The 19,697-nt window shown below is 37.2% G+C and carries 17 protein-coding genes and 1 tRNA gene; 3 read left to right on the top strand and 15 right to left on the bottom strand.

Features of this window, described 5'->3' with window-relative positions:
• The first annotated feature begins 100 nt into the window (after positions 1-100).
• Positions 101-964 carry a universal stress protein gene (locus WG905_RS12190; protein WP_339592002.1) on the top strand — a complete coding sequence of 288 codons (864 nt, stop codon included), beginning with the start codon at positions 101-103 and terminating at the stop codon, positions 962-964.
• 139 nt (positions 965-1,103) lie between these two features.
• On the opposite strand, the gene WG905_RS12185 is transcribed toward WG905_RS12190, so the two are convergent.
• Positions 1,104-1,463: a hypothetical protein gene (locus WG905_RS12185; RefSeq protein WP_339592001.1), complete on the bottom strand. Its 360-nt coding sequence runs from the start codon at positions 1,461-1,463 to the stop codon at positions 1,104-1,106.
• A gap of 466 nt (positions 1,464-1,929) precedes the next feature.
• Between WG905_RS12185 and WG905_RS12180 the strand changes: the two genes are divergently transcribed.
• Positions 1,930-2,289 (top strand): hypothetical protein, encoded by a 360-nt coding sequence (locus tag WG905_RS12180; protein WP_339592000.1) that lies wholly within the window; start codon positions 1,930-1,932, stop codon positions 2,287-2,289.
• A 328-nt stretch (positions 2,290-2,617) separates the two neighbouring features.
• On the opposite strand, the gene chrA is transcribed toward WG905_RS12180, so the two are convergent.
• From chrA to WG905_RS12165, 3 genes are all read right to left on the bottom strand, one after another.
• The gene (chrA, locus tag WG905_RS12175; protein ID WP_339591999.1) at positions 2,618-3,745 is read right to left on the bottom strand and encodes a chromate efflux transporter; all 1,128 of its coding nucleotides are present in this window, start codon (positions 3,743-3,745) and stop codon (positions 2,618-2,620) included.
• Positions 3,721-4,158, bottom strand: coding sequence for a DoxX family protein (locus tag WG905_RS12170; protein ID WP_339591998.1), 438 nt, complete (start codon positions 4,156-4,158; stop codon positions 3,721-3,723). Before WG905_RS12170 ends, chrA begins: the two co-directional genes overlap by 25 nt.
• A 154-nt stretch (positions 4,159-4,312) precedes the next feature.
• Entirely contained in the window at positions 4,313-4,813 is a 501-nt protein-coding gene (locus tag WG905_RS12165; protein ID WP_339591997.1) for a hypothetical protein, read from the bottom strand.
• A gap of 491 nt (positions 4,814-5,304) precedes the next feature.
• Here WG905_RS12165 and WG905_RS12160 point away from each other — a divergent pair, with 491 nt between their 5' ends.
• Entirely contained in the window at positions 5,305-5,853 is a 549-nt protein-coding gene (locus WG905_RS12160) for a hypothetical protein (protein ID WP_339591996.1), read from the top strand.
• A 76-nt stretch (positions 5,854-5,929) separates the two neighbouring features.
• Here WG905_RS12160 and WG905_RS12155 read toward each other — a convergent pair.
• The 11 genes from WG905_RS12155 to WG905_RS12105 all read right to left on the bottom strand — a co-directional run bounded on the left by WG905_RS12155 (position 5,930) and on the right by WG905_RS12105 (position 19,629).
• A tRNA-Met gene (locus tag WG905_RS12155) sits at positions 5,930-5,993 on the bottom strand.
• Between the two features lie 181 nt (positions 5,994-6,174).
• A complete protein-coding gene (locus WG905_RS12150) occupies positions 6,175-8,856 on the bottom strand; it encodes a cation-translocating P-type ATPase (protein WP_339591995.1) in 2,682 nt (893 codons plus the stop codon).
• A 45-nt stretch (positions 8,857-8,901) separates the two neighbouring features.
• Complete coding sequence (locus tag WG905_RS12145) at positions 8,902-10,053, bottom strand: efflux RND transporter periplasmic adaptor subunit (RefSeq protein WP_339591994.1); 1,152 nt, start codon at positions 10,051-10,053, stop codon at positions 8,902-8,904.
• Between the two features lie 3 nt (positions 10,054-10,056).
• Positions 10,057-11,328: an efflux RND transporter periplasmic adaptor subunit gene (locus WG905_RS12140; RefSeq protein ID WP_339591993.1), complete on the bottom strand. Its 1,272-nt coding sequence runs from the start codon at positions 11,326-11,328 to the stop codon at positions 10,057-10,059.
• A 5-nt stretch (positions 11,329-11,333) separates the two neighbouring features.
• Complete coding sequence (locus tag WG905_RS12135; protein WP_339591992.1) at positions 11,334-12,590, bottom strand: TolC family protein; 1,257 nt, start codon at positions 12,588-12,590, stop codon at positions 11,334-11,336.
• A gap of 14 nt (positions 12,591-12,604) precedes the next feature.
• On the bottom strand, positions 12,605-14,551 hold the full coding sequence (locus tag WG905_RS12130; RefSeq protein WP_339591991.1) for an efflux RND transporter permease subunit: 1,947 nt from the start codon (positions 14,549-14,551) through the stop codon (positions 12,605-12,607).
• Position 14,552: 1 nt separating this feature from the next.
• A complete protein-coding gene (locus WG905_RS12125; RefSeq protein ID WP_339591990.1) occupies positions 14,553-15,833 on the bottom strand; it encodes an efflux RND transporter permease subunit in 1,281 nt (426 codons plus the stop codon).
• Between the two features lie 212 nt (positions 15,834-16,045).
• The gene (locus WG905_RS12120; RefSeq protein WP_339591989.1) at positions 16,046-17,086 is read right to left on the bottom strand and encodes a glycoside hydrolase family 130 protein; all 1,041 of its coding nucleotides are present in this window, start codon (positions 17,084-17,086) and stop codon (positions 16,046-16,048) included.
• Between the two features lie 213 nt (positions 17,087-17,299).
• Positions 17,300-17,746, bottom strand: a complete 447-nt coding sequence (locus WG905_RS12115) for a 5-fold beta-flower protein (protein ID WP_339591988.1) — start codon at positions 17,744-17,746, stop codon at positions 17,300-17,302.
• 161 nt (positions 17,747-17,907) lie between these two features.
• Positions 17,908-18,750: an ATP cone domain-containing protein gene (locus tag WG905_RS12110; RefSeq protein ID WP_339591987.1), complete on the bottom strand. Its 843-nt coding sequence runs from the start codon at positions 18,748-18,750 to the stop codon at positions 17,908-17,910.
• 207 nt (positions 18,751-18,957) lie between these two features.
• Positions 18,958-19,629 carry a hypothetical protein gene (locus WG905_RS12105; protein ID WP_339591986.1) on the bottom strand — a complete coding sequence of 224 codons (672 nt, stop codon included), beginning with the start codon at positions 19,627-19,629 and terminating at the stop codon, positions 18,958-18,960.
• Positions 19,630-19,697 lie beyond the last annotated feature (68 nt).

The following is a 19,697-nucleotide window of genomic DNA, read 5'->3' as shown; positions in this document are numbered from 1 at the left end:
AAACATCACACAGACACCTGACAATCAACATTATAATTCACATTATTTTGATCTAATTTAATAGAAAATATGCATGCGATAAATTAATAAACGGAGAGCCATGAAAAAGATATTAATATTGATTGATCCTGAAAATCCCGTCAATAATGTAGCAGCATCTTGCATCATGTTAGGCGCTAAACTTCCTGCCAATCTCGTTCTGTTCAGCACTTATCTTTTAATACCAGTTACCGATGTTTATGCAGGAACACCCTGGATCGACGAGGGAATTACCCTTTGGGAGCAGGATACAAAAGAAAAGTTGAACAAATTATCAGATTGGCTTCATACCGAAATTAAAGGACTTGATACCAAACTGCATAAACCAACAATTCAAATACATATTTCTGAAGGAAATTTGGGTTCAAGTGTTAAACATTTTATCCAGGAAAATGAAGTTGAAATGGTGGTGATGGGTTCAAAATCAAGCAACAGCATTGAACATTTATTAATGGGGAGTGATACCCAGTCAGTAATTAATGAATGTGAGCGACCCATTTTAATTATACCAAAAGGAATTACTTTGAATGAAATAGATAAAATCACTTACGCATCTGATTTCAATCTTGAAGAAATGAGTTCTTTAAATTACCTGTTTCATCTTGGTGAGCGTCTTAATTTTCGGCTGGAAATTGTTCATATCCGACAATTTGACGAAGATAAAAAATTAATGGAGCGTAGAGCGTCAGAATTTACAGAACTTGCAGACAAGTTTAATTACCCGCACTTAAGTTATAAAATTGTCAGCGGAAAAGATGTTATAGAGCGCTTAACAGATTATAGTGAAGAAAACAATTCAGATGTCCTGGCCATGATGCATCACCAACGTAATTTCTTTGGCAGGCTTATTTATAAAAGTGTCACAAAAACGGCAATATCGAATCAAAACATTCCATTACTGGTGCTTCCGTCAAAGTTATTGTAGGATAATAAACCATCAACTAGTTATTTGTCGTAAAAAACAAAAAAACCGTCTCCAAATTTCTTTGTAAGGCGGTTTTTTTGTGACAGCTCGAACCAGCAGCCAAAAAATGATGTGTCTTCTAACGTACACTATCTTTATGTTAACTTAAAGGCGCACCAACAGGCAGCTCACATTTATGCCCTGGAGCACCGTGAGCTGGATTAAGCTTCACTTCTTTTGTTGCAGGTGCAGCTTGTTGCTGAACTTCTGGTTGCAAATTTACCGGAGCTGGCAAAGCTGCGGGTTGCGCTGCTGGATTTTCAGCTGCAAATGCTGCACCTACAGGTAATGCACAATCATGGAATGGCTGACCGTGTGCAGGATTATTTGCTGGTCTTTGTGCGGAAGGTGTTTGCTCACTAGATGCTCCATTTAGAGTTGGTGTAAGTGCGACTTCCTTTTTCCCTGAGTCAGACTGGCATGACGAGAACACTAAGGCCACTAGCCCTATCATTAACATTTTATTCATTTTATTATTCTTATGAGGTGTTTGTATTCGTATAAAACTATTATAAACCATTAAGCTGAATATGCAAACTCAGTGGTTAGGTATCGTCTTCTACCAAATAATCTGTAAATAACGAAATTGTTGAGGCAAGTTAAGGCAGTAAATTGTAAAATTATGAATAAAAAATTGCTCAGGTTAAAAGCAAACTTCGCTCAACACAAATACAAATCACTGATTGTCTTTCCATTGTAGACCTGGCTGGGCTGGTATGGTTTACAAATTAGCCATGTAATACTTTAACCACTGCCCTTCCCTGCGTTTTTCCGCAATTAGATTCTTTTAACCATTATTGACATGCTTTCAACTGTTTAATACATTTTTACCGACATGATTATGCCGAACTTAGTGATATTATTATTAATCACCTGGAATGGAATGTCCGCAGCCAAAATAGATTATTACTTTAAAATATTTGAAAATGAAAATAGAACAATTTGAAGACAATGTTGAGACGACGATTTTAAGTGAAACCCCTGCAACCGAACCTGAAACTCTACTAAAAAAATCAGATCCCCTGCTCAAAAAGACTGGAAAAGCAAAATCTAAATTTACCTTATTCGATAAGGATGAGGTACAGAATGTCACCGCTATTGATGCACTGGTGAGGAGTGTATTGGTAATATTCATTCCTATTGTCAGTGTTTCAATTGACTGGTATTTAAATATGAAAACAATGTATTTCATTGCGCCATTCATCGTTTACTTTGCGGTTACTGCAATGACAAGAAGTTGTCCTATTAAAAGTCTTTTTGTGAAAAGTAAGGCAAAAGCCAAGTAAACGGAGGATTTTACGATCTATAATATTTATAAGCTGCGGTTGAGCATGCAGAACTCATCAAGAAAGCTGCCTATGTATACCTTAAGGAACCTTAGGCGTATGACTTCATCATTCATTACTATTTAGCTAGACTTGACACCTTGGAATACCAGCAGGGTTGGTCGACTACTTCCAATTTGCCAAAGTCAAATATGAAAAAGAAGCTGGAATACATTAAGAGCATTGAGGGTTTTAAAATATTATAAGCAGGGTTAATAAATAAACACAGCTAATCCATTAGCAATTGAAAAAAACCACCGGATCATTTGACGGATTGCCCTTTCTGTGTCTATATAAGCCATAAAAAAGAGCCAAGCAAGGCTCCCCCTATTACAACAAAAGCGCTATTTAGACTTTTGAATTTTATGGTAACTGCAAATCCCAGAATTGCGATTAAAATTGTTCTCCAGTCTGTTATTGATGTTTGGGCCATTTCTATACAAATGGCTAAAATGATAGCGATAGAAATAACATTGACGTTATCTAAAAAGACTGACATCATTTTTGATTTCCGCAGTTTAGGTATCAATGGGTTAAAAAAGGAAACAAATAAAAATGATGGAAGGAATATCCCTATTGTTGCTGCGATTGCACCAGGCAAACCAGCAATCTGCCAACCAATGAAGGTAGCAGCGGAAAAAACAGGGCCAGGCGTAAATTGGCCTACGGCAATAGCATCAATCAATTCCTGTTTACTTAATAAGCCTGTTTTAACTAATTCTGTATCTAGAAAGGCAAACAATACATATCCACTTCCATATAGGATCGAACCAATTTTAAGGAAAATCAAAAAAAGCTTCCAATCAAATTTATCAACTGACAATACACCTATCTGCAATAACGCAACTGGGGTAATGCTTTTTAATGATTGTGGGGGTGACTTTGCAAAATGTGTCAAGGTACCAATCAAACCTCCACCAAAAAGAATATATATTTCATTCAGCCCGTATATAGCGAATGCTGCTGAAATAACCCCAATCATAGCCAATTGAACTGTTTTTAACGTTTTCTTTCCTAATGAGATCATCATGGAAACAATCACAGCGATGATTGCTGGTTTGATGCCGTAGATAAAGGGGGTTACCTGAGGAAGTTTACCATATTGCTGATAAGCCCATGCAAATACAGCGGTAATAATTACTGCAGGCAGGATAAAACATACACCTGCTATTATTAACCCTTTCCATCCAGCCCTTTCATGACCAATATGCATGGTCATTTCTGTTGAATTAGGCCCTGGTATCAAATTAGTAGCACTTACAAGATCAAGGAAATATTCAGTGGAGAACCATTTACGCTTTCTCACTACTTCCTCTTCCATCATGGCGATATGGACTGCAGGGCCACCGAAACCAATGCAACCTAATTTAAAAAATAGTATTGCCAGCTCTTTTAATGGCTGTTGTTTTGCTTCCATAAACTTTTATCCAGAGACCATCTTCCCCCGCCTTTCACAATTAAGAATATACTACCTAAGAACATAGCCCAATCTGTTCGGCTGTCATGGAGCATTGACCAGAAGCCCTTATCTATGTACAACTGCGTTTTGGTGGTAGCCATAGCGACTAACATGATGATCAGTAAAGGAAGAGCGGAAATCCTGGTTAAAAGACCAATTAAAACTAGTATACCGCAAGCGATTTCAAAGCTACCAACAAACGGCCCTAAAAATTCAGGATTTGATAATCCTATTTTCGAAAAACGGCCAGCTCCCAATTTGCCGGCAAAGAGAAATTTTTGAATACCTTCAGATAGAAATACAAAACCTACCATTGTCCGGATGATGATAGTAGCCCCTGCATTATCAATTTGAATAAGTTTTTGTATCATAACTTCAAAATTAAGAGATATTATGCCCTATAATATGGGGTTATTGAAAAAATCGCCTATTGCCCACCTTATATAACTGAAATCGGGTGAATTAATATTAACTTAATGTTTATTTACACTTCCATAAAACTATCCCACGCCAATATACAATAGGTTAAAATGGAGTGGGGAATTCACGTTTCGCTGGCAATGGTAAGAAAGGATAAACATGTTCAAATGTGTCTATCCTTCGTTCATTCAAACTGTCAGATAAAACCCATACATCGAAAGATTTACTCGCACTGCCCAATATTTTTTTGGTCTTCATTACTTTCTTTGAAGACCTAAAATACCGTTCCCCTCCCGTAAATAAGTATATTTTCTTCCCAATTATCGTAGTGTATAATATTGGAGACCTTCCACTCCTTTGATGTTCGTCAACAGTAAGCGAATTATCGCCCTTATAAAGAATTACTTGATGGTAATGAGGTTCGATTTTATCGAAATAAATTTCATACATACAATCATTACAGGGTTGATAATCGATATATCTACTTACAACCCTCTTGAGGTCATCACTTAATTCTATGTAATTCTCGGAAGCGATTTCATTTCCTGGATTTTTACATGAGCAAAGAAAAAATACAAGTGAGATTAACATAATCAAGTTTTTCATGCTTGTGGAAATTTAAAATTCAATGTATAATTTCGTAAGGTTTGATTCCGCCTTTTAAATTAATGTTGAACGCAGGATAATTCCTGGTCACATCGAAGGTCGTCCAAGAGCCCCTCCTAACTTGAGGCCAAGATATAATAAAACAAATACTTCCTTGAGCATGATTTTGCAATACGAATACCCTTTGCACTAACAATTGCGTAATTTTTTCAATTAGCACCGCAAAATTTCTGTATTGTATTTGTAACGGTTTCACGTTAAGTTTAACAAAAATTATGTAAATCCTGCCCAAAAGACGAAGCAATTGGGCGTATTGCCAACAGAGGTCGGCTCCTAAAAACGAATAACACCACCTTAAAATTACTTTTGAGGTGGTGTTTGACTTTGTGCGCCCAACTGGGCGTTTCTCGAATCAATTCTTGACCGATTTGCGTTTCATCAATAATATGGCAATTAATCTGAACATTTGCTCTTTTTTATATCTTCACATTATGAAAGTTAACGCCATGGTAAAAGAAACACTTAACTCAGTATATGATAATCTCAAAGGGCAAACCACAAACCCCTTCATAGGAACGCTAATGGTTGTTCCTATAAAGAGGTCGCTGGTCAAGACGATTGCGGCAGGGCAGATGAAAGAATTTAGTATGCGAATAATTCTAACACTAGCGTTTATCACAGTACTCTCCGTATCAAGTTTTTCGCAAACCGTCCGAAGAACTAAAACAGAAATCCAAACACAGGATAAGACTTACACTTACGTTTATATCTTGATCGAGGGTAAGTTATTTTCTAAAAAGCTAAAGGTAGATGTCGATTTCGGAGACACCCCTGAACAATTAAAAGCTGGTAAGGAATACTCTGAAAAGCTAACAAACAAGAAATCATATGCAGCAGTTTTGAACTATATGGTTGAAAGCCAGTTTGAACTTGTTCAGACCCTTGATTATAACTATAGCTATTCAGGTTCTGGTGGAACATCTGGTATCGTATTTATTATGAGAAAAACTAAGGCAGCAGGCAGGGTGATGTCAGAATAAACTTCGGGGAGCGTCAAGGTAAATGGGGAGTAAAAAAAGCGGGCAAACGACTTATTTAAGTGTTTGCTCGCTTTTGTGGGCCCAGCTGGGCTCGAACCAGCGACCAAAAGATTATGAGTCTTCTAGTCTGACCGTTTTATATGGGGCAAAAATCCTCGTTTCTGACTTACAAAAGCAATTTAATCACTTTTTTTGAAACCTCAAAATTTTGCTCCGTTACGTATTTGTAACGGTTTTTTATCGCTTCTGAAAATAGGGATCCCACAAATTAGAATATATAAACACAATCTCCTCTGTACACCATTTAAAACTTTACCACTGTCATTTATATTTTTGAAATAACTTTGAACGTTTCCCTAGCTGAATAATCATGACAGAAGAAACGGAGGCAGAAAGAATTAGGGTCCATTCGGTTATTGTCATGGGGATGATGTTCAAAGCCTCTCGAACATAAGTAATTTGTATCATTACAATCACAATGAGAATGCTTATTATCAGCGAATACCAAACATATTTATTTTTGATAACCTCATTGTTAAAAAAGTGACCCGTACCCATATTAAATACATGGAAAAGCTGGGAAAAGATAATTGTAAAGAAAAGGATATTGTTACACATCACAATATCCCACGGCTCACCTTTATGATAGGCATAATGATTTATAAAAACGGCTGATAAACTGGCAACAGCTATAACTGAAGCGTAGAAGAAAATAAGTTTCCACCTGTCATTGTTAATAATAGGCTCTGTTGACTTCCGGGGGGGCAATTGCATGATTTCAGAACTTGCTTTGGTTACGCCTAAAGCAAGAGCAGGCAACACATCTGTAATTAGATTTATAAAAAGTATTTGCAAAGGCAGTAATTGGAAGTGAAGGTTCATGACAGCCGCAGATGCAATGACTACCAACTCGCTAAGGTTACAAGAAAGAAGAAAGGTGACAAATTTCCTAATGTTTTCAAAAATAGCACGTCCTTGTTTGATTGCAATTACAATAGACGAAAAGGAATCGTCTTTTAAAACCATATCTGAAACTTCCTGAGCCACCTGTGTTCCCCGTAGACCCATAGAAATACCAATATCAGATTTTTTCAAAGCTGGAGCATCGTTAACTCCATCACCTGTCATTCCGACGACATACCCTTTCTCTTGAAAAACTTTTACCAGGTCTAACTTATGCTTTGGATTAACCCGTGCAAATACCGAGGTATTTATCCAATGCTGCTTATCATCTTCAGTTAAATTCTCATAGTCTTTCATATCCTTTCCAATCACTGGTACTTCTCCTTCCTTTGAAACACCTAGTTGAGCACCTATATAATGGGCGGTAGAGGGGTGATCGCCGGTAATCATTACTACTTTAATCCCGGCTGTTTTACAATCGTTAATTGCTGAAAACACCTCAGGCCTTGGCGGATCTATCATGCCTACAAACCCAAGTAAAACTAGGTTGTCATATAATAAAAGTGGGACCTTAGCAGTTTCGCGATAAGCCATGGCAATCATCCTGTGACCGGATGCGGCGAATTCTTCGACTATACTCATCCAATGGTCTTTCTTCAAGCTATTCAGGGGAACAATTTCATCTTCAAAAATCATGGTGCACTTAAGCAATAATTCCTCTGCAGCTCCTTTTGCGAAAACAAGGAACTTACCGTCATGTTCATGTAATGTAGCCATAAGCTTAGTTTCGCTTGAAAATGGCTCTTCGCCTTTCTTTGGAAACTCATTGCGGATTTTATTAATATCTTTCCCGTTGTCCTGAGCAAACTTTAACAAGGCTATTTCCAAAGGATCACCTATTTCTTTACCATCTACCCCAGGTAATTGGATGTCGGCTGTGTTGCATAAAACGGCACCATTAAAAATAAGATTTAAAGCTGTCCCCTTGCTAGGAAAAGACATATTATCTTTAAATGTGCCTGAAAAGGTATTCACACACACCACTTTCATTTTGTTCTGCGTAAGAGTGCCAGTTTTATCGGTACAGATGACATTAGTGCCTCCCAAAGTTTCAACGGCTGAAAGCTTTTTTACGATAACATTGTAGCGTGACATTTTTAGCATACCTTGAGCCAGACACATTGTTGCCACAATGGGTAAACCTTCGGGAATGGCTGCTACAGCTAAAGCAACAGCAGTTTCCAGCATTTTAATTACATGTTGTCCGTTAATTAACCCTGCAATAAATATTATAACCACCAATGCAACCGTTATTTTAATCAGTTTTTTACTGAAATCTTCCAGTTTTCTTTCTAAAGGTGTTGCTGCCTGCTCCGAAGTATAGATCATGGTTGCAATCTTTCCTAATTCTGTTTGTTTACCGGTTGCACTAACAAGTATATAAGCATTTCCTTTAGCAACAAAAGTACCTTTAAATGCCATGTTAACACGGTCTGCAAGTACTGTTTGGGCAGGTAGAACAACTATGTTTTTTTCGACCGGAACCGATTCCCCGGTCAAGGCTGACTCGTCAATCAACAATTGTGTGGATTGGCAAATCCTGCCATCTGCAGTTATCATATCGCCCGCTTCGACGAATAGGATATCTCCAGGCACAATATTTTCAGAATTGATTTCGCTTAGCTTTTTGTTTCTTAGAACTTTTGCAGGTACATATGAAAGATTTTTCAATGCTAGCATCGACTTCCTGGCATTAATTTCCATATAAAAACCAATCGCGGCATTGATGAAAAGAACAATAATTATGGCAATTCCATCTAGCCATTCTTTAAACCAAAAAGATAATGCTGCTGCAAAAAGCAACAGGAAAACGATAGGACTTTTAAATTGATTAACCAAAATCTCAAAAGAAGTAATTGACTTTGCTTCAGCTATAGCATTCGGACCAAAGTGACCAAATCTTTCTTTTGCTTCTTCTTCAGATAAACCTTGGTTCAAATTACTATTTAATAGCGTCACAGCTTCGTCAACAGAAGTTGCATAAAAATCTAAATTAACACTAGCAGGCTCCATTTTTATGGTGTTGGTTTTCTTATTCAAGCGTGTCTATATACTTATGCTTCTTACACGTTTTCTTTTAACAGCTTACATCTCCATTCCTTCCATCGGAGACATTCCGCTACCCTTTTTCAATACTAACGCACTATTAAGTAGATAGGCCCCATTGGTAACGATCAGTTCTCCTTCTTTTAAACCGCTAAGGACTTCAACTTCTTTTTTATTCTGGATTCCCAATTTTATAATTCGATTCTCGAATTTTCCATTTCCTGTCTTAACCCAAGCTGTGATCATTTCACCCACTACGATCGAACTCTTTGGAATTACTAATGTCTTTTTTTCTCCTCTCCTTATATTTATATAGGCCATCATTCCAGGTTTTAATTTAAGTGAAGAATTATCAACTTTAAATCTAACTAAGCTTATTTTACTATCTGCTTCTAAAGCAGGGTTGTCAAATACTGGAACAACTTTAAACATCTCGCCAGGGAAAGTGTCAAACTCCGCCATAAAGGTCGTTTTGCTATTAAGCCATCTTAATTCACTGGGGTACATTTGGGCCTCTATCCATAATTGCGATATATCTGCTATACGGAACAATGCCGTTCCTTCTTCAACATATTGCCCTTCACTTACATCCAGCTCTGTTAGGGTTCCAGAAACCGGACTGTAAAAGTTAATTAATGGGGATGCTAATTTATTTTTTTCTAATTGTGCAATTTGAACATTCGTTAGCCCCAATAACATCAACTTTCTTCTTGCCGCTGCAATAAGTGTATCAAAAGACGCTTCCAATCCAGATGATTCTGCTCTGGCTTGATGGGCGGTGATTAATTCTTCTTTATAAGCCTGAAGCTCTTCACTATAAATCGCATAAAGGGGCTGACCTTTCTTCACATATTGCTGTGGATTTCGTACAAATAATTCATCCAGCCTTCCGGGGATTCGAGAGGTAATAACACTAATTTTTTGTTGATCAAAATTCGCTGTTCCCAATACCGTTGAAAATTGGGCCATTACCTTTATTCTTATCGTATCGATATGTAGATTAGCATGCTGTTCATCGCGAGGGGTAAGTAGTATTATTTCCTCATTATCCTCTTCTTTAATAGTAGAATCGAGCTTATCATGGGTTTCTGCATGCTGCACAGGATCTTCATTCTTTTTTGAAGTGCATGACTGCATCAATGTCATTACTATACTCCCTAATGCTACAAAAAATAAATATTTAATTTTCATGATTTAGTATTGAATTATGCTTTCACTATCAGCTAAATATCCCGCATCTTTTGCTATAATATCTCCCCGGTTTAAACCTTTTAACACTTCAATATTTTGGGTATTCCGACTGCCAATTTCTATCGATCTTGCCTGAAATACATTGCTACCTTCTTTGGTAATGGCTTTTTGTACCCAAACAATAGCTGTATTACCTAGAAAATACACACTGTTGGCTGGTACTATAATCGATTGTGCACTAACAGTCACCGTTCCTGTAATAAGAGAATTTTGTTTCAACATATTACCTGTATTAGGCAGATGTAGCCTTACCTGGGTAAATTTTTGTTCGCTGCTGTAAACCGGCTCAATAGTTGAGATGACAGAACGTAATATTTGGTCTGAAAACAATTCACTTTTCACTAACACAGTTAATCCCGGTTCTAATTTCTTTTCGTTTTTATGCGAAAAAGCAAGGATGCCCCAGGCCTGCTGGAAATCGTTAATCCAAAATAGGGTCTGTCCTTTGCTAACATACATACCTTCTCTTATGGTATTATCAGGCAAAGTGGTCCCAGGGATCTCCATATAGGAACCGGAGGCCGAACCATTCATTTCATCCGGCATTGCGCCTGAAGTACTTTGATTACCCATGCTACTTCCTGCAGCCGATGGGTTAAATAATACATATCCTTCGAAAGGACTGTAAATAGAAATAGTATATGGCACTGTCTCGCTTTGATTAATCTTTAAAATTTGGGCCCTGGATAATCCGAGTAACAATAACTTTTGTATGGCCTTATCTATCATTACAGAGTCACTGGTTCTTCGCTTTAAATAAAGGTACTCTGAAACATAAGTGTTTAATTCTGGACTGTATAAGTCCAGAATTTTCTCCCCTTTTTTGACATACTGATAATTGTACTTTGTATAAAGTCGTTCAATTCGTCCCCCGATACGCACAGGCACCTTACGGTTTCGGCTCAGGTCAAATGTTATATACCCATTTCCGTTAAGTGTATATTGCTGGCTGTTGTCTCCTACTACTACTGTCGCTTGTTTTGAAATAACAATATGATTCGGGGGTAAACTATTCCAAAATGTTTCGTTAGTCGAATCGTTTCCCTGTGACGTCTTTAGAACCTTATCAATAGGTGCATCTTTTTCATCTGCATGGTTTCCCGGATGTTCCTGTTCATTGGAACCCGAACTACAGGAAGCCAGCAACAGCATTGTAAAAAAGACTAGACAGCATGCGGTTAATTCATTACTGAAACCCAGATTATTTTTTTTCATGGCTTTTATTTCTCCTCTCTTTGGTATTCGTATTCTGCATGAAGGGCGAGTACCTGCCCAAGTTTTTCTACTCGCTCAATTTCTTTCATCAAAAGCATGTTCCAGGCATCTAGCAACACAAAAAAAGTTCCGGTGTTTTGACGATAGGCAATCAGATTACTTTCCAGATTTTTCCGGTAGGCAGGTATGATACTTGTATCTAAATTTTTCAGCTGTTGGTGCTCATAGTGTAACATTGTAATTCTTTCGCGGATCATTTGCTTAGTCATCAACCGCATGGTAGCCCGTTCGTTCTCCATAGCCTCAATATCAAAGTTCATAGAACGTACTTCAGATTTGTACATTCGAGATGACCAGGGAACTATTGGAAAGGTGATCATTCCCATAATTGAAAATTGATTGGGCATGCCAAACATTTGCCCATGACTGATCTGGATACCAAAATCCGGTTTTGAGCTGGTAGCGGCCAAACGTTGATTGCTTCTCATGGAGCCTATCTTGCTTCCCATTGCAAGAATATCACTACGATTGAGAAATGAAGTATCGGAAGCATTCAAAAAATCAGCTTTATAGTCTGTCGGCTGAAAAGCCGTATCAATTAAAAAAGGCATATCCACATCCCTATTCATCAATGTGTTAACCCCAATATTAGATTCAGCAATTTGTGAAAGCAGCATGGTTTCCATATTTTTCAATTCACTATATGAGGCTTCTGCCTTAAAAATAGTAGGCAAATCAGACTGGTTGTATACATACTTTTCTCTTGCCGTTTTGATTAGCATTTGTAGTAGATCTCCGTAGTCACCGACTAGTTTCAATTTTTTTTCAGCAGTATATCGACGGTAATAGTAAAGCTTTGCTGCATAATGCAGAACATTTTTTTCCCAATTAGCATCATTTCTAGCTATTTTCTGCTGTGACAAGATGTACTCTCTTTTTGCCTTTAACTTAGAAGGATTTGGTATCATTTGTTCAATCGAAAACATAATACCGGCTTGGTTCATGGGTGAACTTTCTTTGATCATCCCCAATTGATAGGGAAACTTATCAATTGCAACAGATACTGTTGGCGGCATCCAGCTTTTGGCGCCATCTGCAAGCGCTTTAATACTACTGATCCTATTTTCATAAAGGCGCAGAAAGGGGTATGATTTATCAATCTCCTTGAAAACATCCGGCAGAGAAAGACGAGCAGTATCCTGGGCTGTGGTTGAACTGGCTATTAATAATAGGCCAAATAGTATTGATGTAATTTTTTTCATGATTATATCGCGTATTATTCACCAATTTCCAGCACTTCCATTTTCCCGTGCTTTTTTAATTCCCATTCCCTTATCAGGTTATAGATAACAGGCAGTACGATCAACACAAAAAGGGTGGCAGTTATTAGCCCGAACACAAAAGGAATAGTAATGGGCTTCATTACATCACTTCCTGTTCCGGTTGAAGCCAGCACCGGGATCAAACCCAGGATGTTCGCCAATACGGTCATCAGCAGTGGCCGTACCCTTTGTGTAGCGCCAAAAAGAATAGCCTCTTTTAGCATAGAAGGGCTGATGGTTTTCGAATTATTTCCATGTTCCTCAGCCAGTTTTTTAACAGTGTCGTTCATATAGGAAATCATTAAAACGCCGGTACTTACTGCAACACCGAAAAGCGCAATGAAACCTACAGCAACAGCGACTGAAAAGTTTACATTGTAAAAATATAAAGAGTAAACTCCTCCTATAAGCGCTACAGGAACGCTGACAAAAACCATTAGCACTGCCTTGTAAGAGTTAAAAGTGATGAAGAGAATAAAGGCGATAATCAATAATACTATAGGAATAATTATACTTAGGCGTTGATTTGCCCTAACCTGGTTTTCGTACTGACCACTCCATTCTACATAATAACCTTGTGGAAGCTTTTTAAAAGCCTCATCAACCCGTTTCTTTGCTTCATTTACGACACTTCCCATATCTCTTCCGCGAACATTAAATAACACAGTGCCTCTTAACATGGCATTTTCTGAATTAATCATGGGTGGTCCTTCTGTAACTTTTATATCAGCCACCGCCGAAAGCGGAACTACACCATAATTCATTGTTTGAACCGGAATTCTTTTTATTTCATCAATGTCATTCCGATATTCCTGTGCTAAGCGCAGGTTAACATTAAAACGCTCTCTGCCTTCTACTGTAGTAGTCAGCACCATCCCACCTAATGCACTCTCAATTACCATATTTACATCATCGACATTCAATTTATAGCGTGCTATGTCACGTCTCCTTATTTTAATGTCCAAATACTTACCACCGGTAAGCTGCTCTACATATAAATCCTCCAAACCTTCAATACCTTTAATGGTGTTTTCTAGTTGTCGGCCAATTTTGTATATACTATCCAGATTTTTGCCATACACTTTAATCCCTACATCAGTACGAATGCCAGTAGACAACATATTAATCCGGTTGATGATAGGCTGGGTCCATCCTATAACAACTCCGGGTATCTGAATTTTCTCATTCATTTCAGCAATCAGTTTTTCTTTAGTCAAGCCTTTCCTCCACAATTTTTTTGGCTTTAAAATAATCATGGTCTCAATCATACTGATAGGTGAGTTATCTGTAGCCGTGTTGGCACGCCCGGCTTTACCCAATACATTTTCTACCTCAGGAAAACCTTTGATGATCTTATCCTGCAATTGTAGGATTCTTTTTGCTTCAGAGTTGGAAACATCAGGTAATGTAACGGGCATGAGCAATAATGAGCCCTCATCTAGTGGGGGCATAAACTCTGTTCCCAGGTTGGTGACCAATGGAATACTACCAATCAATAGTGCAAGGCAAGCCGCAAGAACCGTTTTGCGCCAGTTAAGGCAAAACCTTGCAACAGGTTTGTAAAGAGTGACAAAAAAGTTCGATACCGGATTTCGACTTTCAGGTATAAGCTTTCCCTTCATAAAGGTACGTGTTAACATTGGGGCGACGGTAATTGCAAGAATTGCAGCGCCGATCAGCGAAAATGTTTTGGTTAACACAAGGGGAGAAAACATCTTTTTTTCTTGACCGGTGAGGAATAAAATTGGCGCAAATGAAATTATCATAATTAGAACAGAGAAAAAGACAGAACGTCCTATCATTTTAGAAGATTCTTTAATAATTTTAACACGCTCTTCTTCTGAAATTTCATCTGTATTGCCGATGCGTTCTATTTCCTTTTTTGGTTTATCTAATGACATATTAATTCGTTCCTTGGTTTTTTAATACTCGGTTTGTTAAAGATCTATAGGCATTTTCAGCCATTACAATTCCGGGATCTACCACATCACCGATTGCTAGGGCGATTCCTCCAAGTGACATGATGTTGGAAGTCACACCAAATAGTTGCATCAGAATAAAACCGATAAGAACTGACAAGAGGATGCAGGCAATGGCAATTAGCCCACTGCGGATACTGAATAAGAAAATGATTACAACTACCGATACGATCAATATCATTTGCCAGAGCGATGCTGTTAGCGTACTAATTGCCGCAAGAATTAGATCACTTCGATCATAAGCTGTTTTAAATTTCACTCCAAGGGGCAACCCTTTTTCAACCTCCTTTATCTTTTCCTTCGTCCGTTCAATTACATCTTTAGCATTTTCTCCAAATCGTAGCACTACGATACCACCCACAACCTCACCTTCGCCATTTTCTTCTACTATTCCTAAACGCAAATCCGGTGACATCTGCACCTCTGCAACATCACTAAGAAATACGGGAATAGATTTGTAAGTACCAACTGAGATATCCTTAATATCCTCCAGCCCTGTAATATAGCCTTGACCACGTATCAAGTAACCAGTAGAATTCATTTCAAACAGACTACCTCCAACATCACGGTTATTTGCAGCAACAGCCTTTGTAATGTCCATCAGAGGAATACCATAATAAATTAATTTGTGTGGGTCAATAGTAACCTGATAAAGCTTCTGGAATCCACCAAATGTGGCTACTTCGCTTACTCCTTCCACATTTTGTAAGGCAAATTTTACATACCAGTCTTGTAATGCTCTTAGCTCACCTAGATTGTAACCATCACCTTCAAGCGTATACCAAAAAACATGACCAAGTCCTGTTCCATCGGGACCTAATGTTGGGGTAACTCCTTGTGGCAAAAATCGTTGCGCATAATTCAGTCGCTCTAATACCCTTGTACGCGCCCAATAGTCATCTACCCCATCATCAAATACTACAAAAATGAAACTCATACCAAACATAGAAGCCGCACGAATAGATTTTATCTTTGGAATTCCTTGAAGGTTTGATACCAGCGGATAAGTGATCTGATCTTCCATGATGGTGGGATTTCGTCCCATATATTCTGTGTAGATAATCACTTGATTTTCGGAAAGATCAGGTATGGCATCCACAGGCATATTCATGATGGAATACCCCCCCCCTATGCTGATCATAACAATGCCTAACCAAACAAAAAAACGGTTATTTATGGACCAGTCAATAATTTTTTCAATCATCGCAGAAAGTGATTTTTTTTAGATAAAACTTTTTAATAGACATCAATGATAAGTCTTCATTCAGACAGGTTATTTATATTGAATGATGTGATAACTCTCCAAACAATATTTTGAACAGAATTATATAATGTAGTTGGATAAAGTCCGCTATCCGGACTCAAAAAACGGGCATGGGCTGATCACTAGAATTCTCTTTCCAGTTTTAAAAAATTTCATTTGGATTGCTTTTTTAATTCAAAAAGCAATTCGTTTATATCCAATTTTGCTACTGCTATATGTTTGTCTGCTGCCCCGTAGTATATGTAAAGATCATTTCCAAACAAGGCATGGCCAGTTGGGAAAACAATATCATTAACCACCCCTCCCTTTTCCCAGTCTTCAGTTGGAGAAAAAAGGGGATGAAGCAATCTTGACAATTCAATTTCCGGTTTATCTATTTGTAACAAAGCTGCCATGACATGGTAAGTTTTTCCGGTTATAGTTTCTTGTACGCCATGATAAATCAAAATCCAACCGTCGTCAGTTTCAATAGGTGGGCCGCCCGCTCCGATATATTTTACCTCATAAATGCTTTTTGGATCAAGAACAATATAATCTGTCAGGTTTTTAAGATAATTTTCCCAAAATGATTTATTCAAATCTTTCCAATCTTGAAAATAAACTATTTGGATACCTGGCCATATCCGATGCAACATGACAAATTTTCCATTTATCTTTCTTGGGAATAACACTACATCTTTATCCCTAAGGAACCTGAATTCGTCTGCTACTACACCTATTTGTGCAAAAAGGTTATAATAATAATGGTATTTTGGATTTAGTTTGCTACCATTACAGCAGATCACAAAACATTCGTAATCGGGGTAATTTACTTGTGGAGTAATTATTCCATGTTTTTCAAAATGTAACAAGTCTTTTGATGTAGCAAGTGCCCCCCTTGCGTTGATGCCATCGTAAGCGGTGTATGTTAAATAATAAGTGTCTTCAATTTTCACTATTCTTGCATCTTCAACACCATGCTTCTCATAATCGAAATCGCGGGTGATACAAGGTTGTTCATATCTTTCTACGATTTTAAGTGGCCCATCAATTTTGGCATATCCAATTGTAGAATAATTCCCATCTTGTACTGCCCGATAGAAAAGGTGTACAACATTTCCTTTCTGATAAATGCCAGGGTTTAATACTCCATTATTTTCAAATTCCCTTTTTGTAGGACTTAGAATAATACCACATTTTTCTACTTTAATCATAATCGGGATTTTCAAAAGATGAAATACCAAAAAAAATAATCACTTTAAATCAGAAACGTTTTTAACTTATTGTTATGTTTTTTTTGAGTTACCTATTTATTAGTCACTTAAGATTTGAACAGAATCAGCATCAGTATGTTTTCGTTTGCTTTTCTTAATCCCAAAAATTATTGATGCACCATATCGCAGGTCGGCGGCGTAGATTTTAAATCCCTATTCTTTTTTTTGCTGTGTTAAAAAATAACAGTGGGCAGCACAGGCGTGTAATTTATAGTTTTTATGAACAGTACCAAGAAAATGACCTTTTGGGTCTAGTATTTCGCATTTTTCAGCATTGATATCTTTTACAGTAATTACATTTTCGCCTTTAATATTGTAATAGTTGCCGTTCTTTCGAGCTTTACCCAAATTTTTTCCATCTGCGTCAATTACGTTACCCTTACCATCAATAAAATAGATTGTCTTTCCTTTATTATTTTTAACAATATTATCTTTGGTGATAAAGCCTAATTTATTCCACCCATGATCATGAATTTCGCCCTTTTTGTTAATAAAAATTGGCGTTGATTTAATGGTGTCAGGTTTAGTTTGACTATACACATTAACAGTAAATATTATAAGAACCGACAATAAAGAAAATAAAAGATGTTTTTTTCTCATGATTTCTGTAATTACTTCACCAAAAATACGCTATTTGATATCCAAAAATCACTGACTTTAAACACGTTAAAAAATGATATTCCTCACATTTATCCTAGTTTTAAATACCGTTCCCTCGGCTTCAAGCTCTTGTCTGCATAGTGAATAACACTTTTACTTATTTAAAAAGTTTCGCATAATTGTTCTGAATCTTCGAGAATATTTTGATGTCTTGCTTTTGGGATCCCTATTTTCTCTAATAAACCCGGGTTTCCATGAAGTTCTTTGCAAAGCACAATGCCTTCATCCAGTAACTTTGTTTTTTCAGCTTTTGTGAGTGTAGTTAAAGCGGTTAACGGATGTAGCCCGGATTTGTCTATTCTATCTTTTAAACCATTTCCACTTGGATAATCCCAACTTGTCAACAATAGTCCAACACATTCTCCATATTGAATGGCATCACTTGTAAATCGGGTATTGGTGTACACACCTCCTTTATGAAGTTTAGTCTCGTGGCCTTTTAATTGTACCCATTGTTTTTCTATATCCAAAAATCTTGATTGGATATATAAGGGAATCTTTACATTACAAAACCTTCCCTGATCACTGTGGTATTTGCATTCTATCATATAATGATAATTATCCTTCTGGGCTATTACATCCACTTCGTGTTGCACACAAACACCTTTTACGATTACACCAACTTTTGTTACAAACCCTTCGTGGGCCAATAATTTACCTACCAATTTTTCAAAAGGAAAACCGGATGGTCCCAATTCCATCAAGGCTTTTTTGAGGTTGTACTTTGAAGCACTCACCCTTGATTTACCCTTAAGCATCTTGAACGCCATTTGATAAATTTTTTTGGTGGAAATACCATCATATAATTGATTTTCAACTTTCGCTACTATTTGCTGAATCAATTCTTCACATGCTTGGGAACGTCTTAAGGAATTAATAAGCTTATTGACATCAAAAGCTACCACGTTGCCAGAATACTTCACTATGTTGATTGCATGTTTCATGTTTCTATGCTTTACAATTTCAATTAATTAATTGATACTTCACGCTATTGTAATTTACCGTCCAAATAAACACTTTCGACCGCATTGATTAATTAAATCCCTTCAGCGAATGGTCACCTTTCATATAATACTTGGTCATAGGTATTTGGATATGCCAGTACTTTCTCTCAAGTTTGATATTTCTTCATTTGCCATTTCAAGTTGATTTTATTTATAGGTAACAGTAAAATAATCACCGTTCGATTGTCTAAAGACTTGCTTTTGCAGTAAGCCTGTAATTGATAAATATTCTGTTACGTTATAGTTAATTGTCCTTACCCGTAGGCCCATCAGATAAGCTTTAATGGAAATTTTTTCTGTAATCTTCAGGTTGTTATTTTCTTTTGTTAGCACTCGATTGGTGACATCTACATTGTTTTTTGACCCAAGGAAATTAAGAATGCCTGTTTCCACATACATCGTCAGGCTCATATTGCGTACCATATTATCAGCCGTTAAAGCATATAACTTTTTAAAATCCCCGGATTTTACAGAGACCCTGACCTTCCTCTTTTTGGGATTGATTGCAAAGACCGATAAAAGCACATCGGCTTCTCCCGGGCGGCACTCGTAATCGGTCGTGAAAGTTTCTTCTAACTTCTGTGCTTCGTCATAAAGTTCTGTTTTGATATTTATAAAGAAAGTCCCCTCCCTTTTGGTCATTTTTCCGGCGGTAAATATTTGCTTCCCTATAAGTTTTCCTTTGTTGTCAAAGCTCTCTCTTGTTATCTTTTTGCCTTCTATTTGCTCAATCAACATTGCATTGTCCTGAGCTTTCATTGACACAAAAGGAATTAGAAGCAGAGTGAAAAATAATATGCCGTAATTTAATTTATTCATATATCGTTTTTTCTTTTAAGCCCGATAGAAAGGCTTAATAATTTTTACTTCCTTGATAGGGCTTGTTG

Source organism: Pedobacter immunditicola (genome assembly GCF_037482985.1).
Taxonomy (GTDB): Bacteria; Bacteroidota; Bacteroidia; order Sphingobacteriales; family Sphingobacteriaceae; genus Pedobacter; species Pedobacter immunditicola.
The sequence above is the reverse complement of the archived record's forward strand: the minus strand, read 5'-3'. Positions and strand labels throughout refer to the sequence as shown.

Excerpts from the sequence above, each read along its gene's own strand:
- WG905_RS12130 (WP_339591991.1), bottom strand. The coding sequence starts at position 14,551 with ATGTCATTAGATAAACCAAAAAAGGAAATAGAACGCATCGGCAATACA.
- WG905_RS12160 (WP_339591996.1), top strand. The coding sequence starts at position 5,305 with ATGAAAGTTAACGCCATGGTAAAAGAAACACTTAACTCAGTATATGAT.
- WG905_RS12125 (WP_339591990.1), bottom strand. The coding sequence starts at position 15,833 with ATGATTGAAAAAATTATTGACTGGTCCATAAATAACCGTTTTTTTGTT.
- WG905_RS12110 (WP_339591987.1), bottom strand. The coding sequence starts at position 18,750 with ATGAAACATGCAATCAACATAGTGAAGTATTCTGGCAACGTGGTAGCT.
- WG905_RS12170 (WP_339591998.1), bottom strand. The coding sequence starts at position 4,158 with ATGATACAAAAACTTATTCAAATTGATAATGCAGGGGCTACTATCATC.
- chrA (WP_339591999.1), bottom strand. The coding sequence starts at position 3,745 with ATGGAAGCAAAACAACAGCCATTAAAAGAGCTGGCAATACTATTTTTT.
- WG905_RS12165 (WP_339591997.1), bottom strand. The coding sequence starts at position 4,813 with ATGAAAAACTTGATTATGTTAATCTCACTTGTATTTTTTCTTTGCTCA.
- WG905_RS12120 (WP_339591989.1), bottom strand. The coding sequence starts at position 17,086 with ATGATTAAAGTAGAAAAATGTGGTATTATTCTAAGTCCTACAAAAAGG.
- WG905_RS12105 (WP_339591986.1), bottom strand. The coding sequence starts at position 19,629 with ATGAATAAATTAAATTACGGCATATTATTTTTCACTCTGCTTCTAATT.
- WG905_RS12185 (WP_339592001.1), bottom strand. The coding sequence starts at position 1,463 with ATGTTAATGATAGGGCTAGTGGCCTTAGTGTTCTCGTCATGCCAGTCT.
- WG905_RS12145 (WP_339591994.1), bottom strand. The coding sequence starts at position 10,053 with ATGAAAATTAAATATTTATTTTTTGTAGCATTAGGGAGTATAGTAATG.
- WG905_RS12180 (WP_339592000.1), top strand. The coding sequence starts at position 1,930 with ATGAAAATAGAACAATTTGAAGACAATGTTGAGACGACGATTTTAAGT.
- WG905_RS12190 (WP_339592002.1), top strand. The coding sequence starts at position 101 with ATGAAAAAGATATTAATATTGATTGATCCTGAAAATCCCGTCAATAAT.
- WG905_RS12135 (WP_339591992.1), bottom strand. The coding sequence starts at position 12,590 with ATGAAAAAAATTACATCAATACTATTTGGCCTATTATTAATAGCCAGT.
- WG905_RS12115 (WP_339591988.1), bottom strand. The coding sequence starts at position 17,746 with ATGAGAAAAAAACATCTTTTATTTTCTTTATTGTCGGTTCTTATAATA.
- WG905_RS12140 (WP_339591993.1), bottom strand. The coding sequence starts at position 11,328 with ATGAAAAAAAATAATCTGGGTTTCAGTAATGAATTAACCGCATGCTGT.